General features: G+C 39.6%; 16 protein-coding genes and 2 pseudogenes. 17 read left to right on the forward strand and 1 reads right to left on the reverse strand.

Going from position 1 to position 16,362, the window contains the following annotated elements; translation table 11 throughout:
- Positions 1-216: 216 nt before the first annotated feature.
- The 12 genes and pseudogenes from CYJ57_RS05550 (at position 217) to CYJ57_RS05615 (ending at position 11,548) form a co-directional block, all read left to right on the forward strand.
- Positions 217-1,932: an ABC transporter ATP-binding protein gene (locus CYJ57_RS05550; protein ID WP_101954398.1), complete on the forward strand. Its 1,716-nt coding sequence runs from the start codon at positions 217-219 to the stop codon at positions 1,930-1,932.
- On the forward strand, positions 1,932-3,707 hold the full coding sequence (locus CYJ57_RS05555; protein WP_101954400.1) for an ABC transporter ATP-binding protein: 1,776 nt from the start codon (positions 1,932-1,934) through the stop codon (positions 3,705-3,707). Before CYJ57_RS05550 ends, CYJ57_RS05555 begins: the two co-directional genes overlap by 1 nt.
- Before the next feature lie 513 nt (positions 3,708-4,220).
- A complete protein-coding gene (gene msrB, locus CYJ57_RS05560; protein ID WP_101954401.1) occupies positions 4,221-5,168 on the forward strand; it encodes a peptide-methionine (R)-S-oxide reductase MsrB in 948 nt (315 codons plus the stop codon).
- A 64-nt stretch (positions 5,169-5,232) separates the two neighbouring features.
- Entirely contained in the window at positions 5,233-5,541 is a 309-nt protein-coding gene (locus tag CYJ57_RS05565; protein WP_101954403.1) for a DUF4298 domain-containing protein, read from the forward strand.
- A gap of 71 nt (positions 5,542-5,612) precedes the next feature.
- Positions 5,613-5,966, forward strand: coding sequence for a hypothetical protein (locus tag CYJ57_RS05570; protein WP_101954404.1), 354 nt, complete (start codon positions 5,613-5,615; stop codon positions 5,964-5,966).
- A 145-nt stretch (positions 5,967-6,111) separates the two neighbouring features.
- Positions 6,112-7,479 (forward strand): 23S rRNA (uracil(1939)-C(5))-methyltransferase RlmD, encoded by a 1,368-nt coding sequence (rlmD, locus tag CYJ57_RS05575; protein WP_101954405.1) that lies wholly within the window; start codon positions 6,112-6,114, stop codon positions 7,477-7,479.
- A gap of 54 nt (positions 7,480-7,533) precedes the next feature.
- A pseudogene (locus CYJ57_RS05580) lies at positions 7,534-7,815 on the forward strand (phosphoribosylanthranilate isomerase); the annotation flags it as partial.
- Positions 7,816-8,235: 420 nt separating this feature from the next.
- Positions 8,236-9,246 carry a virulence RhuM family protein gene (locus CYJ57_RS05585; protein ID WP_101954408.1) on the forward strand — a complete coding sequence of 337 codons (1,011 nt, stop codon included), beginning with the start codon at positions 8,236-8,238 and terminating at the stop codon, positions 9,244-9,246.
- Positions 9,247-9,432: 186 nt separating this feature from the next.
- A pseudogene (gene rhuM / locus CYJ57_RS07895) lies at positions 9,433-10,147 on the forward strand (RhuM family protein).
- Positions 10,148-10,224: 77 nt separating this feature from the next.
- A complete protein-coding gene (locus CYJ57_RS05605) occupies positions 10,225-10,674 on the forward strand; it encodes a GNAT family N-acetyltransferase (protein ID WP_101954413.1) in 450 nt (149 codons plus the stop codon).
- Positions 10,675-11,074: 400 nt separating this feature from the next.
- A complete protein-coding gene (locus tag CYJ57_RS05610; RefSeq protein ID WP_101954414.1) occupies positions 11,075-11,308 on the forward strand; it encodes a response regulator transcription factor in 234 nt (77 codons plus the stop codon).
- A 21-nt stretch (positions 11,309-11,329) separates the two neighbouring features.
- The gene (locus CYJ57_RS05615) at positions 11,330-11,548 is read left to right on the forward strand and encodes a hypothetical protein (protein ID WP_101954415.1); all 219 of its coding nucleotides are present in this window, start codon (positions 11,330-11,332) and stop codon (positions 11,546-11,548) included.
- 59 nt (positions 11,549-11,607) lie between these two features.
- Here CYJ57_RS05615 and CYJ57_RS05620 read toward each other — a convergent pair whose 3' ends face one another.
- The gene (locus CYJ57_RS05620) at positions 11,608-12,024 is read right to left on the reverse strand and encodes a helix-turn-helix domain-containing protein (RefSeq protein WP_006701849.1); all 417 of its coding nucleotides are present in this window, start codon (positions 12,022-12,024) and stop codon (positions 11,608-11,610) included.
- Positions 12,025-12,467: 443 nt separating this feature from the next.
- Between CYJ57_RS05620 and CYJ57_RS05625 the strand changes: the two genes are divergently transcribed.
- From CYJ57_RS05625 to CYJ57_RS05640, 5 genes are all read left to right on the forward strand, one after another.
- A complete protein-coding gene (locus CYJ57_RS05625; protein ID WP_180764407.1) occupies positions 12,468-12,710 on the forward strand; it encodes a hypothetical protein in 243 nt (80 codons plus the stop codon).
- 68 nt (positions 12,711-12,778) lie between these two features.
- Complete coding sequence (locus CYJ57_RS05630) at positions 12,779-13,132, forward strand: hypothetical protein (RefSeq protein ID WP_101954417.1); 354 nt, start codon at positions 12,779-12,781, stop codon at positions 13,130-13,132.
- A 75-nt stretch (positions 13,133-13,207) separates the two neighbouring features.
- Entirely contained in the window at positions 13,208-13,351 is a 144-nt protein-coding gene (locus CYJ57_RS07835) for a hypothetical protein (protein ID WP_180764408.1), read from the forward strand.
- Between the two features lie 315 nt (positions 13,352-13,666).
- Positions 13,667-15,028, forward strand: a complete 1,362-nt coding sequence (gene guaD / locus CYJ57_RS05635) for a guanine deaminase (protein ID WP_101954418.1) — start codon at positions 13,667-13,669, stop codon at positions 15,026-15,028.
- 14 nt (positions 15,029-15,042) lie between these two features.
- A complete protein-coding gene (locus CYJ57_RS05640) occupies positions 15,043-16,350 on the forward strand; it encodes a uracil-xanthine permease family protein (RefSeq protein ID WP_101954419.1) in 1,308 nt (435 codons plus the stop codon).
- The last annotated feature ends 12 nt before the right edge of the window (positions 16,351-16,362 follow it).

Genomic DNA, 16,362 nt, shown 5'->3' on the forward strand with positions numbered 1-16,362 from the left:
ATTGAACGGTATGTGTCCAGTTGAATACCGAAAACATACCGCTCAATTAGCCGCTTAAATAAAACTCCAACTTTTGGGGTTCACATCACTTTTCTTTTTTGGAGAGGTCTTTTTTTAGTGGATTAGTGCATCAAGCTTCTTCTTTGACATTCCATTACAAAACATCTAAAATAGCTTAATTGACAAAAAATATTACATATAGAAAGGATTGATTCAATGTTAAAAATATGGCGCAAGATGAATGGCAAGCGCGTCGCGATTATCTTGGCATTAATATTATTTGAAGCGTTAATGTTCTTGCTGTTTCCAACTTTAGCCGCTGAGATTCTGAACGTCAGCTCACTGAACCAAGATCAAGCGATGGTCCAACGAATTGGATTCTTTATGATGAGTGCCAACGTGGTGGCATTGATCTTAGCAATCATTAGTACTTATTTATCAGCGCGAGAGTCACAAAATTTAGGACATCAGCTTCGCATGGGAATTTTTAAGCAAGTAATGTCTTTCTCGCGAGATAATATCTCGGAGTTCGGTACTTCTACGCTACTTACGCGTACGACCAATGATATTATGCAAATTCAATTTATGACGATGATTTCACTTCGTCTGGCAGTGATTAGCCCGATTATCATGATTGTCTCTGCCGTCTTTGCGTATCGACAAGAACCGCAGTTGGCGTGGATTTTTGCGATTACCTTACCATTAATTATTATTGGCTTGTATTTTATTTTCCGTAATGCCAATCCAATCTTCCGCAAGATGCAACGATTAATTGACCAATTGAATAAAGTATTCCGTGAAGGATTAACTGGTATTCGGGTCATTCGTGCGTTTAATACGCAAGAATTCGAAGAAAAGCGCTTTGACGAAGCGAATGTAACCTATCGTGACAATGCGATTCGCGCTTTCAATATTATTAACTTTATGTTCCCAGTGATGATTGCTATTATCGGGATTTCGAATACTTTGATTTTCACGAATGGGTCACGCTATATTGCTGCAGGACATATGCAAGTGGGAAGCTTAATTGCGTTCGTACAATATTCCGTTCAATTACTCTTCAGCGTACTGCAGTTCTCAATGTTACTCTTCTTCTTACCGCGGGCACAAGTTGCGGCAGAACGTATTAATCAAGTGATTGAGACAGAATCTTCCATTCAAGATCCGATCGAACCTGTATCGCTTTCAGGACGTCCACTGAGCTTGCAGTATCAAGATGTCGACTTTGGCTTCGAAGGATCTGAGCGCGATACGCTGATCGATATTAATTTTGAAGCTCATCCAGGCGATACCGTCGCAATTATTGGTGGGACTGGATCGGGTAAATCGACCATTGTGAATTTACTAATTCGATTACACGATGCGACTTCCGGTCAAATATTACTGAGTGGGGTCGATATTCGCGATATCACCCAACGTGAACTACGCAGCCGAATCGGCTATGCATCACAGAAAGCGGTTCTCTTCGCTGGAACCATTCGTTCGAACTTGCTTTATGGAAAGCCAAATGCAACCGACCGAGAGCTATGTGATGCACTTGAGATTGCACAAGCTGACTTTGTCCGAGACTTACCACACGGATTAGATTCACGAGTGGAACAAGGTGGGGTTAACTTCTCAGGAGGTCAAAAGCAACGACTCAGTATTGCGCGTGCAATTGTGAGCCAACCCGATATTTATGTTTTCGATGACTCGTTCTCAGCACTGGACTTTAAGACGGATGCGAAGCTCCGTCAAGCTTTACGTCCGATTACGCGAGAAGCGATTACCATTATTATTGCTCAACGAGTCAATACGGTAATCGACGCCGATACGATTTTAGTGTTAGACAACGGACGCGTTGTAGGTCAAGGTACGCATGAGGAGCTTAAAGTAACGAATGAAGTGTATCAAGATATTATTGATTCTCAAATGAGAGGAGAGGATATCTAATGCAGAACAAAGTAAAACCAACCGATTTATTTAAAACACTGAGAAAGCTGATTCGCTTTATGGGGAAACGAGCCTGGCTATTATTGCTGACCATTTCAATAGCGGGTCTATGGGCTTTCTTCCAATCCCGTATGCCGAGGATGATGGGGAATATTACCAATATTATCTTCGACGGTGTTAAGCAAGGGATGACGGATGGACAGTTTCCGATTGATTTTGAGGCGGTGCTCCATGCGAGTTTGGTGCTTGCGGGGACTTATGCATTGATGTCGGTCTCACGTTATTTTATGCACTATGCAACAACCCAAGTCGCACAAAATACAGTCTATAAGTTGCGTTATGAAGTGAAAGCGAAGATGAGTCGCTTGCCAATTGAGTTTTTCGATCAAAATAGTAAAGGGGACATCCTCTCACGGACGATTAACGATATTGACCAAGTTTCTAACGCACTCGGCCAATCGATTAACCAGATTTCGATGAGCTTGGCACAATTAACCGCTGTGTCCATTTCGATGTTAACGCTCAGTGGACCGTTAGCGCTAATTGTAGTGGCGATGGCCCCCGTGATTCTAATTATTATTGCAGTTATTGCACCGCGCGCGCAACGACAATTTGGCAAGCGTCAGCGCGATTTAGGACGAGTAAATGACTATGCGGAAGAACGTTATGCCGGACAAGAAATCGTGCGTGTCTATCATCAAGAAGCGCATGAGATCGCAGCTTTCGAAGAGCACAGCCAACGATTGAACGAATCATCGTGGCGTGCTGAATTTTATTCAGGGCTGATGAATCCACTTGTTTTAACCGCCAAGGATACGGCTTATATTACGGTTGCTTTTGTCGGTGGAATGCGAATTATCGCTGGACTTGAGACGATTGGGACGGTCCAAGCCTTCTTGCAATACGTTAATATGTTCAGTAATCCATTCCATATGTTAGCGCAATTGGCTAATACCATTCAGATGACTGTGGCTTCTCTTGATCGTGTCTTCGAGATTTTGGATCACCCAGAAGTGGCTAATCCTGAAGGCCGTGACGATGAAGTAACGGATGCGATTGTGAAGTTCGACCATGTACGTTTCGGCTATCTACCGGATAAAGTTATCTTAAAAGATTTCAGTCTAGAAGTTGAACCGGGTTCGATGGTGGCGATTGTCGGACCGACCGGTGCTGGGAAATCAACCTTGATTAACTTGCTAGAACGTTACTATGACGTTAATGATGGGGCGATTTACTTCCAAGGAACAGATATCCGCAATCTTTCGCGCAACAAGTTGCGTGAACATTTCTCAATCGTACCGCAAGATCCATGGTTATTTAGCGGAACGATCTGGGATAATATCCGCTACGGTTCAGAAGGTCGCAGCGATGAAGAAATCTTGCAAGCAGCGAAATCAGCGCACGTCGATGATTTTGTCCAAACCTTGCCGGACGGTTATCAGACTGTTCTCTCTGAAGAAGCGACCAATATTTCTAACGGTCAGCGTCAACTGATTACGATTGCGCGTGCATTTTTGCGCGATCCGGACGTGATTATATTGGATGAAGCGACATCCAGTGTGGATACACGAACGGAAGTCATGATCCAACATGCGATGCGTAATATCTTAGAAGGACGTACGAGCTTTGTCATCGCACACCGTCTTTCAACGATTCGCGACGCCGATACGATTATTGTGATGGATCAAGGTGATGTCGTAGAACACGGTAACCACGACGAACTGATGGCACAAGGCGGCTTCTACGCTAATTTGTATCAAGCGCAGTTCCAATAGTCGGGGTCGTGTGGTTTTAGATAGATTTTTAGAGGGAGTCAAGCCGTTGTGCGCTTGACTCTTTTTTTTGAGGGAAAATATTGGGAGGTATATAGAGAGCCGGCTGGGTTTGCTAGGGAGGTAAATACGAGAATAGTGTCCCGGTTCTCTCAAGCTTCGCCGGTGAATATGAGAATGGCGTCTCGGTTCTCTTAAACTTTGCTGGGAATTGGTAGAACGGTGTTTCGGTTCTCCCAAACTTTGCTGGGAATTGGTAGAATGGTTTATCGGTTCTCCCAAACTTCGTTGAAAATTAGTAGAACGATGTCTTGGTTCTACAAATCTTTGTCCGAGAATAGGAGAATCGCATCTTGGTTCTCCCAAACTTCGCCGGGGAATACGAGAATCGCACTCCGGTTGTCCTAATCTCCGCTCCAGCTCTCGCACACCACATTTCCACACCCATCTTTTTGAGCGTCCACCGATACGCCATTTCCCAATTGTGATATGATTAAGGTAAGAGGAGGGAAAACAATGAACCGACAAAAGATTGAAACGATTTATCTAGCAGGGGGCTGCTTTTGGGGTGTAGAAGGCTACTATCAGCAGTTACCAGGTGTCTTAGAGACGGAGGTGGGTTATGCGAATGGCCAGACTGAGACGACCACCTACCAACAATTGAAAGAAACGGACCACGTTGAAGCACTTAAGCTAACTTACGATGCGAACGTGATTTCACTAGAAGAGCTACTGTTGCATCTATACCGTATTATTGATCCGACCAGTGTGAACCAACAAGGCAATGACCGTGGACGCCAGTATCGAACTGGGGTTTATTCAACCGATGAAGCAACTGTCCAACGTGTTCAACGTTCACTCGATCAACTCCAACGCCAATACGATCAGCCGATTGCCGTTGAGAATGAGCTGCTAGCCAATTGGGTAGATGCTGAAGACTATCATCAAGATTATTTAACGAAAAATCCGAATGGCTACTGCCATATTAACTTGGCCTTAGCGCGTCAACCTCTCGCAAAATCAGGCGACTATCCGAAACCATCAGACGAAGAACTGCAGGCCAACTTATCACCTGAAGCTTATCGTGTGACGCAACAATCTGGTACCGAGCGCCCTCACAGTCACCCATATGATCAAAATAATGATGCAGGGATTTATGTCGATATCGTAACCGGCGAACCGCTATTTAGTTCACGCGATAAATACGATGCTGGTTGTGGTTGGCCGTCCTTTACGAAGCCGATCGTTACACCGAGTGTGAATTATCTTGATGATTCTTCACACGGTATGCGCCGAGTTGAAGTTCGCTCGCAACAAGGTGACTCTCACTTAGGGCACGTCTTTACCGATGGCCCTGTAGAACAAGGTGGCTTGCGCTACTGTATTAATGGGGCAGCGTTACGCTTTATCCCCGTCGAAGAGATGGAAGCGGAAGGATACGGAGAATATATTCCGTTCATCTAGCTGACCCTATCGAATCAATGGACTGAACAAATTAACGCAACCGATTGAAAAAGGAGACGATGGAATGAATAATGAAGCTCTCGAACGCATCCGTAAAATGGAAGCGATACTAAGCCGCCAACAAGCCTTTATGGACGAGCTCGCTCCCGTGATTGAAAAATTAGAAGCACAAATACCGGAGTATCAACAACTCAGCCAATATTATGGGAGCCAAGACTACCTTGACGACCTCGATTTTTCGGAATCAGCGGACTTTCCAGCCGATGAACCGCATGGCGTCTTATCTGAAGATTTGACTTATAATCTATTAGGAGAATACTATCAACTTGCGGTGCAGATGGTGGATATGGCAGCGCAAATTTTGAAAAATTAGTCGAATCAAAAAATCATCCCCTTGCAAACAAGAACATTTGTTCGTATAATGGAACAAAGGAGATGCAAGCGATGGATGAACAAGTATACCGAGACCGTGGCATGATGAAATGGCAAGGATTGATTTTGTCCGAGCATCGTGAAGTGCTGGACCAATTGATTGCAGAGCATACTCGAGAGTATGTCGCTCCCATTCAAATGGAGCCAGAGGAGATCCAAGCGCGACTCCACTGCGCGTACCATGAAGGCTACCGTGTTTGGTTAGCGTTGAATCAAGTCGATTTAAATGGAATTTATCGTGAACTAGAAGGACGCATTCAAGGGTATTTTGATCATCAAGTGGTGATTGATCAACAGTGCATCCCATTGGATGAGATTCGTGCCATTGAATTTGTCGAGCGCTTGAAGTTTTGGCAAGTCGAATAATTTAATCGAGACCTAGCATCTTGTATGTTAGGTCTATTTATCTTGTGTACGCGAGACCGCATGGCGATCTGAGCATATTTATCCGATGGAACATGGTATAATAAAGCTAATATTCAGCATCTTGTTAATAGAAAGAGAGACTACCATGACACAACCTTTACATAAAAATCAAATTCTAACCGGCACGGTTGCCGACCTAACTTCTCAAGGAGAAGGGGTCGTTAAGATCAATCATTATCCAATCTTTGTTCCAGAAGCTTTACCCGAAGAAGAAATTCGTTTCAAAGTCATTAAAGTCGGCAAGAAATTTGGCTTCGGGAAATTATTAGAAATCCTACAACCTAGTCCCGAACGTGTTCCGATTAAAGACCCGAGTGGGCATTTAGTCGGAACGATGACGCTGCAACATTTAAGTTATCCAGGGCAACTTAATTATAAGCGCAAATTAGTCAAAGATGTCTTCCAACGCATTGGCGGGCAACCGGATGCAGAGGTCCGTCCCGTATTAGGAATGGACACCCCTTGGGAGTACCGCAACAAAGCACAAATTCCGGTGCGAGAGATCGATGGGCAACTAGAGACTGGCTTCTTCCGCCGTAATAGCCATGATTTGATTCCGGTTGAACATTATTATATTCAACACCCTGAGATCGATCAGACCATTGTGAAGCTCCGCAATATTTTACGTGAGCTAAAGATTGCTCCTTATAACGAGACACAGCACACCGGGGTTGTCCGTCATTTAATCGTTAAGCGTGGTCACTATACAGAAGAGATGATGGTTGTAATTTTAACCAATACGCGAGAATTACCTCAAAAAGATGAATTGGTAGCGAAAATTACCGAACAGCTGGCACAAGTCGTCTCAGTGGTGCAAAACATTCAATCTCAACGTACCAATGCAATTATGGGCGACGAAACTCATCTGCTATGGGGTCAACCGTACTATACCGACCAGATGTTAGACTTGACCTTTAAGATTTCCGCCCGTTCATTTTATCAAGTGAATACTTTGCAGGCTGAGCGACTGTATCAGGAGGCGATTGACGCGGCACAACTGACAGGTACAGAGACCGTTCTCGACGCCTATTGCGGAATCGGAACCATTACGCTAGCTCTAGCCCGCCATGCCAAACAAGTCTATGGGATGGAGATTGTTCCTGAAGCCATTGAAATGGCCCGGGAGAATGCCCAGCTGAATCAATTATCCAATGCGACGTTTGAAGCAGGAAGTGCCGATCATTGGATTCGCCAGTGGCAAGACGAAGGTCTTCATTTTGATGTGATGGTTGTGGACCCACCGCGTAAAGGACTGGATGCAGACTTTATTCAGACAATGATCGAACTCTCACCGGACCGTATCGTCTACGTTAGTTGTAACCCAGCTACCCAAGCGCGTGACGTCAAGCTACTATGCGAAGCAGGCTACCAATTGAAGTACGTCCAACCCGTCGATTTATTCCCGCAGACAGTGCATGTGGAGACGGTAGTATTGCTGACAAGGAGTGTTTAGATTTTTAGCACAATAATATGAAACAAAAGCAATAAAATGCCAAAGCAGTACATTATCATGGAGGACCTAGGCTATGAATTAATAGACCTTCATGAACATGAATTTCAAAAAAATGGCCTTAGTGTAGAGTATGGCAGCATTGATTTCCTATACGACTTTGCTGGAATAAGAGTATCAGACCTAGACATTATTCAAGTAGATGGTATAACGTTTCGTCTCCCCAACCTAAGGCAGTTTTTAAAAATCTATCAAGCTTCTTCAAAGGATTCTTATAGAAATGACAATAATAACAACAAAGATTTTAAGAAAATTGATTTTTTGAAAAAGCATATATAGTTAAGAGTTAATGTTAGACAAGTATTTTTCCTAACCTTAAGTGGAGCTTTTACTTTTAAGTTAATATATATATAGCAAGTTATAAGGGAATTAAATAGAAATAAAAAGATAGCAGTGGTAAAAAACCATCTTGTGTAGCAATGGGAAGGGGTTAGATAAGTGATTAAAAAAGAATATTTAACTAAAATAGAAATGTTATTTAATTTAAATTATTGGTATTATAAGTCCTTTTTAAATATATATCCTTTAGAAAAAGATATTTTAAAGGATTGAAAATCGCTTTTTGACCTAACGATCTAGAAAGTAGTCGTCGTGAGTGAATAGTGCGAAATTAAATGAGATTATTGATTTAACGCGGTTTAAATCATTAATAAATGTGAGCGATTCGTTTGAAATTGCATAATGAGGAGGCGAATATGAATGAAAAATCAGGATAGCAACGGGGAAATCATCATCTACCAAAGTGAAGATGGAACTAGTAAATTAAACGTTAAACTTGAAGATGAAACAGTTTGGTTGACACAAGCACAACTCGTAGAATTATTTCAGTCTAGTAAAGCTAATGTTAATGAACATATAAAAAACATCTTCGATGAAGGAGAACTTGAAGAAAATTCAACTGTTCGGGAATTCCGAATAGTTCGTCGAGAAGGAAGTCGAGATGTTGCTCGTAACATTAAACATTATAATCTGGATATGATTATCTCCCTTGGCTACCGCATCCAATCTAAAGTCGCTACGCACTTTCGTCGTTGGGCCACTGACCGTCTAAAAGAATATATCATTAAAGGTTTTACCATGGATGACGAACGACTAAAAGGGCAAGCAGGTGGCAATTATTGGAAAGAATTATTGGATCGTATCCGCGATATTCGCTCATCAGAAAAAGTCATGTACCGACAAGTCCTAGATTTATATGCAACCAGTGTTGATTATGATCCAAAGAGCCAAGAATCCATCGCTTTCTTCAAGATGGTTCAGAATAAATTACATTATGCAGCTCATGGACATACAGCAGCTGAAGTGATTTACCAAAGAGCGGATGCAAGCCAACCTTTTATGGGATTGACTACCTTTTTAGGTGCCATCCCGACTCTGAAAGATATTCAAGTGGCTAAGAACTACTTAAAGGAAGATGAATTAAAAATTTTGAACAACTTAGTTTCTGGGTACTTTGATTTTGCTGAGGTTCAAGCTATACAACATAATCCCATGCATATGAGTGATTACGTTGACCATTTGGATCGTGTCCTCAGTGTGACTGGCCGACCTGTCCTGCAATCCGCAGGCAAGATCAGTCACCGACAGGCCATGGATAAAGCGAAGAAAGAGTATCGTGAGTATCAAAAGAATACTTTGTCACCAGTGGAAGAGGATTACTTGCAGACAATTAAAGCACTGGAGCAAGAGGTCAAGAATGAAGGTAAATAATAATCTCGCCAACCACACTCCCTATCCACCATACCAAAATCAATCCATTCCTTATCCACGACACATGTGGAGGCATGCGCTGTCTTAACGAAGTCGAGCGCAAGCGAAGACTAAGTTTAGACGCGAAGTCGGTCTGCGACGATAGGAGCAGAGCATCCTTAAGAATCAACTATCCGGAAATTCCGGATAGTTCAAACAGAAGGCTCTCGTCAGGTAGCTCGTAACACCTTGCACTATAATCTTCAAATGATAATTGCTGTAGGTTTCAAGGTTAATTCAGAACGCGCAGTCCAATTTCGTAAATGGGTGAATCAAATTACAAAGGATTATACGATCAGAGGGTGAGTCATGGATGATGAACGACTGAAACGCGGCACCTTTCTGATAGATAAATATTTCGATGAGCAGTTAGAACGTATTCGGGAAATTCGCGCAAGCGAAAGAAAGTTTTATCAAAAAATAACTGATTTGTATGCTACAGCCATTGATTACGACAGAAATTCCGCGACAACACGACGATTTTACGCTTCCGTTCAAAAAAATGCATTACGCAGTTCATGGGCACACAGCAGCTGAATTGATTGTAGAAAGAGCAAATCACTCCAGAAAGCATATGAATTAACGGACTTGATCGGATGCGCTTGACGGAAAGATTAAGAAAAGTGATGTAACGATTGCCAAAAACTACTTAAGTCAAAATGAAATAAAACAACTAAATCGTATGGTAACGGCGTACTTGGATTTTGCTGAGACTATGACATTAAGGCATATCCCACTTACCATGCAAGACTGGGAGAAAAGACTTAACAGTTTTATTGAAATGTTCGAATACGGCATTTTACAAGATGCAGGGAAAGTATCAGCTGAAATCGCTAAGATTAAAGATGAAATTATTTTATAGAGGTTATTAATTAATCGTTTATTATAGTGTAGTGAAAATAGAACTTATTTATTAATTATTCTTATTGGGAGGAATAAATGAAATTAGCTCAAATTACAGATAAAAATATTTATGATGTAATGGCCTTGAAACTTAAAAATAATCAAGAAACTTTTGTAAGAGATCCACAGTTTTCCTTAGCGGAGAGTTATTACTACCGAGATGATGATACTGTGCTCTTATTCGCTTTAGAAGAACAGGGCAAGGTTGTCGGCTTTTTGTCTCTAATTACTGAAATCGAAGAAAAGACTGTTTATATTTGGAGAATTGTTATAGGAGATCAATTCCAGTCCAAAGGATATGGAAGAAAAGCTCTAAGAAGCATTGAAGATTATGTCCGTAGCCTTGAGGGATACGAAAAGATTGTATCGGATTATGTGATGAATAATGTGGCTATGAAGCATCTATTAGAATCTGAAGGATATATTGAGACTGGAAAGCAAGAAGAGTGGAATGAAATCATAATGGCTAAAAGACTAGAGAGATAAAATAGCATAATTATTATTTGATTGGAATTGAAAAATAATGTGACTATTTCAAATTATTGATACAGTAATCTTTTTAGGCTTAGTTTCTTATGACCAATAAGCCAGAAATTACATGTTGAGACGGGTAGTATTGCTTACAAGGAACGAAGTGACGCAGTAAGTAATTACCGAGAACTGTGCGATAGCTGTCGAATGCTTTAGCCGCAGAAACGTAGTGACGTACGGATCTAATGCGCGAAATGGAGCTAGAGAAATGATACGACGAATTGAGTTGAAAGTTTTTAAAAACTATCAGCTTTAAAAAGAGTATGCAGATTATGAACTCGGTGTTAAGGATTTTATCAATAAATCCGTTGAAATTGATGAATTAGTTAAACGACTTAAAGCAGCTAAACTTGGAATGAGTACATATCGACCAGAGAAAATTCTTGATCGTCTAACACCTCGAGAGATTGAATTATTGCAAAAGCTCGTCCAGAGTCAAAGCATGAAAGAGCTAGCCAAAGAATTGTATATTAGCGAACGAACTTTATATAATCATTTAACGAATATTTATAGTAAGTTGGATGCCAGTAACTTAATCGAAGCCTATAATAAGGCCATGGAATTGGGCTATATTAATCCAGTGATGTAATTATTAAAGGGGGGATCAACTATGAAAAATACAGGTAAATGTCCAAAATGCGGGGAATCCGATTTGATTTATGTTCCAGGTTCTGTCGCCTATGGTGTGGGTAATAATATTATGATAGGGTTGACCACACTATCTGCTGTCCGGGTGAATCGCTATGTATGTGCAACATGCGGCTTTACTGAAGAGTGGATAAATTTAGAAGATGTTGCTAAGGTTCAGAAGGCCTATAAGCGTCCATAAATATTAGAAAAAGGTTGTGAGTAAGATGATTCGACAAATAATCGATGTCACTCTATTAATTATTTTAGTTTATCTTTTTGCTTCCTATCTAAATATTTGTATACACAGTAAAATACGATGGCTGTAATCAACTCAGTGACTATATTGAATTTTATCCCTAACAAATTGTTGAGAATTAAAGTTATTCCAAAAAATGAGATGATAAATAAAGGCAGCTCAATATACCATTTTAAGATAAATCGGCCCCTATTTACTTCCTTGTCCAATTGACCTGTCATTTCTACATCTCCTTTCAATAGATAGTCAAGAGAAACTGAAAAGTGATCAGAAATTTGAACCAAGGTTGTTATATCTGGGTAAGATGCTTTGGTTTCCCATTTCGAAATAGAACTCCTTGAAACTTTTAAAATATCAGCTAAGTCCTGTTGTGTTAAATTCTGATTTTTTCTAAGCTCTTTAATTTTTGATGCAAACATTTTTCCCCTCCATGATTTTATCTTACAAGATTAACAAATTATATTGTGTTCTTTTCTTTCACAAAGCTTGATGTGAAGAAAATTCACATGTATTAAATAATAAAATGAATAATGATAATTTAAAATACTCAGAATCAAATAGATGAGATCCACCTAGACCTATTGAAGTAAAGTATATACATTTTTACTCTTTAAAACGATGAATTTCAATAATTATTGCAATTCATCGTAAGCAAAAAATTTTCTATAGAATAAAATCAGTTTGCAGAGCTGAATAGAATAGCAATTCATTGTACAATTAAATTGAAAAAAGCGAGGAGATATTATGGAGATTGATTCCAAATTAATTTCTGTTGATGAAAGTTAGAAAAGTATTATGGGGCTAATATTCAATTCTGATAAGAAATATCGTGCTGCCCTATACGCTATTTCATCTAATATGATTGAGGGATGGCGACCGTCACGATGTCGATGTTACCGGGAGCGCCCTCAGTGCAAAATTCGGTGCGACTTCTGTTATTGGCACGACTTTAACGGCAGCACCTCTTTTATCTTTAATTGGGACAGCTGCAGCCCTAGCTTACGGCGTTTTATACTTATATCTTCAATTAAAAGCGTCTAAAGCCAAAGGGAAGGTTTTTATAGCTATTCAGCGGGCGAAGCCGAACGCCAAGCCGACGAATTAACTAGTAAGCAAGAAGTTCAAATTGATGAAACGAAATTACCGTCGATTTTATTATCGGTTTTACCCTTAGTGACCTTAATTATTATCATTATATTATTTTCGAAAGTGGACCATCTTATTTTAATTGCCTTAACAGTGGCAATTGTGATGTTGTCGATTATTTTTAGACCCTATATTAAAGAACAAATGCCATTATTAAATGCGGGAGCCAATGGTTCTATTGGGTCAGCGTTTGCGACTTCATCATCCGTTGCTTTTGGATCGGTCTTGACCGCTTCACTTGCTTTTATGATTATTCAACATGCGATTACTAGTATACCTGGAAGTCCCTTAATTGGACCATCGGTGGCAGCGGCATTATTAAGTGCGGTAACCGATTCGGCTTCAGATTCATTGGGGATTGTCATGAATAGTATTGCCTGAGATTATATTGCGAATGGTTTAAATCCAGAATTAGTACACTGAATTGCTGTTGTAGCGGCTGCTGTTACGACTTCAATGCCACATTCAGATGTGAATATTACGTATAATAACTTAGGCACCACTATTAAGGCTGGTTTTATCCATCAAGTATTTATTGTAGGGGGCTATCATTTAGTTGCTTTAATCGTGATGATATTAGTAAGTAATATCTTATATTAGTTGGGTGTCTTATTTTTCTTATATAGACTTGAGTTAGCAATATCTAACTTAGGTTTTTTTGTTTGTATTTAGGAAACATGAAATGTATTATCAAGACTTTTGTGATTGAAGGTTACTAAGTTATTTTTAGTATCAAAAATATTTCAAGTTATTTCTAATTGTTATGATATCATAAGGAATTGATAGGACATTTTGAATGTAAATAAAACACGAACGATTATAAAAAGAAAAAAGTAATATACCTATAAAAGCTTTTAAAAACGAAATGTTACAACTAAAATTACGTATGTAGTTCGTAAAAAAAGGAGTAGAGAAATGAAAATTTTTAAAGGGAATTTATTTAGTACCCCTGAATTTGGAAAGCTAATTTATGGGGAAAATCAATTAATAGTCGTCAATGACGAAGGCTACATTGAGTCTATTTACGACCCTGAAAAAGATAAGACGCAATATCAACACATTTTGTCCATAGCACAAGAAGATGACTTGTTGGTAGAGTTTGATTCTCAGCATATATTGTTACCAGGGTTTATCGATTTACATATTCATGCACCACAATGGCCACAAGCTGGTATTGCCTTAGACGAGCCTTTAAATGTCTGGTTGGATGAATGTACTTTTCCACTTGAAGGTAAATATCAAGATTTAAACTTTGCCACTCTAGTTTATCAGGATTTAGTTCGTAATTTATTAGCACATGGCACCACCACTGCGTTATACTTTGCGACTATTCACCGTGAAGCATCCTATAAATTAGCGGAAATTTGTGCGGAATTAGGACAAAGAGGATTAGTTGGTAAAGTAGTGATGGATAAAAAAGACTCATGTCCGGATTACTATCGTGACGAAACGACGGAAGTAGCTTTAGCTGAAACAGAGCTGTTTATTCAACAGGTGCAAGCACTAAATGAATGTACATATCAAGGAGTATATCCAGTCGTGACACCTCGTTTCATACCTAGCTGTACTGATGAGGCATTAAAGGGCTTGGGCGAATTAGCACAGAAATATGATGTTCATGTGCAATCGCATTGTAGTGAAGGTCAATGGGAGCATGATACTGTGTTTGAACGATATGGAAAATCAGACACTGAAGCGTTAAGAGATTTTAACCTCTTAGGGAAGAAGTCAGTCATGGCTCATGCACCTTATCTAAGTGATCATGATTGTCAAATTTTTCATGAAACCCAAACGGCCATTGCTCATTGCCCGATTTCTAATGCTTATTTTGCTAATGGAGTATTACCGGTTAAAAGATTCCATCAAAAAGGGGTTGAAATAGGTTTAGGTAGTGATATTTCCGGTGGATTTTCACCTAGTTTATATGACAATTTAAAACAAGCGGTCATGTCTTCTAGAATGTTAGAAGATGGAGTGGATGTACAATTGCCGATTGAAACAAGAGGCAAAAAAGATAGCCGTATTACGATGACTGAAGCTTTTTATTTAGCGACTAAAGCGGGTGGACGAGCGTTAGACTTACCTATTGGAGCCTTTGAACCCGGTATGGCCTGTGACTTCCAAGTTATCGATTTACAAGCCATAACGCACCCATTACCAGATTTCGGTGTTTTTAATGAGCCAGAACAATTATTACACCGCATTTTATATTTAGCCAATTCTGAAAATATTAAAGAAGTCTATGTCCAAAGCAAACTTGTACATAGTAGAGGATAGGAGAATGACTATTAATGGAAACAGCACAAAAATTAACAATTGGGCCAAATGAACCGATTTCAATTAAACAATCATTATTTTTAGGTTTACAACATGTTTTAGCAATGGATGTCTATGTTGTACCATTTATTATAGCAACAGCGGTAAGTGCATCCGCTGATCAAGCAACAGCTTTAATTCAATCATGTTTTTTAGGTGCTGGGATTGCTTCTTTAATCCAAGTATTGTTTTTCTTAAAATTACCAGTGTGTCAGGGGCCTTCTTTTGTGCCAGTTGGGGCAATCATTGGTCTTTATTTTGGGAATGGTAACTTCAACAATGTTTTTGGTGCCAGTCTAGTGGGAGGCTTAATCTTGGCAATTTTGGGTGTTACCGGAATCATAAAAAAAGTGATTGCTGAATATATTCCGCGTATTGTTTCAGGAACAATTATTATGATTGTTGGTTTATCTTTGTTACCAGCTGCTTTCAACTCTAATATTTATGTACAAAGTGACGTTTTAAGTATGCATCAAAATATTTTATTAGCTGTTATTTCTGGTAGTTTATTGATTGTTTTTTCAATGATAGGTTATTATGCTCCTAAAACCGGTAACTTACTACGTATTGGATCGGTAATTTTAGCGATTGCGATTGGAACAGTAGTAGCCGCTTTAATGGGAGGGTATAATTTTGATAGTGTTACGAGTGCCGGTTGGTTTACGAGACCGATGGTTGCATTTGTGGATTACCCATTAGGTTTTGATTTATCTTCTATTCTTACGATGTTAATCATTTATTTAGTATTAACCGCCGAAACAACAGGAACTTGGTATGCGGTAAGTAGTGTTATCGATGAAACAATCACTGATCATCAATTAAATATGGGGATTATAGGTGAAGGGATTGGCTGTATGATTGCGGCCTTAGTCGGTGCGACACCTGTGACAGGTTACTCAACGAATGCGGGGATTATCTCAGTAACAGGGGTAGCAAGTAAACGGGTATTCGTTGGCGCATCAATTTGGTTTATTATTTTATCATTTTTGGGAAAATTCTCTGCCTTAATTAATTCGATTCCTTCTTCTGTTATTGGCGGTATTTTTTCGGTCGTGACAATGATTATTTTATTAGCTGGATTTAAAGTGATTAAGGAAGAACCTTTTGACGAAAGACAAACCTATATTGTCGGTTTACCAATTATTGTGGCAATGGGATTGATTTTTTTACCAGTCGAAGTTAAACAATCAGCACCTACAATGATTCAATATTTATTGGATTCGCCGATTGCGATTAGTGCCATTATTTCAATGCTTATGAATAAATTATTACCTGAAATTTAACAGAATCAGTTT

Source organism: Falseniella ignava (assembly GCF_002847645.1).
GTDB classification, from domain to species: domain Bacteria; phylum Bacillota; class Bacilli; order Lactobacillales; family Aerococcaceae; genus Falseniella; species Falseniella ignava.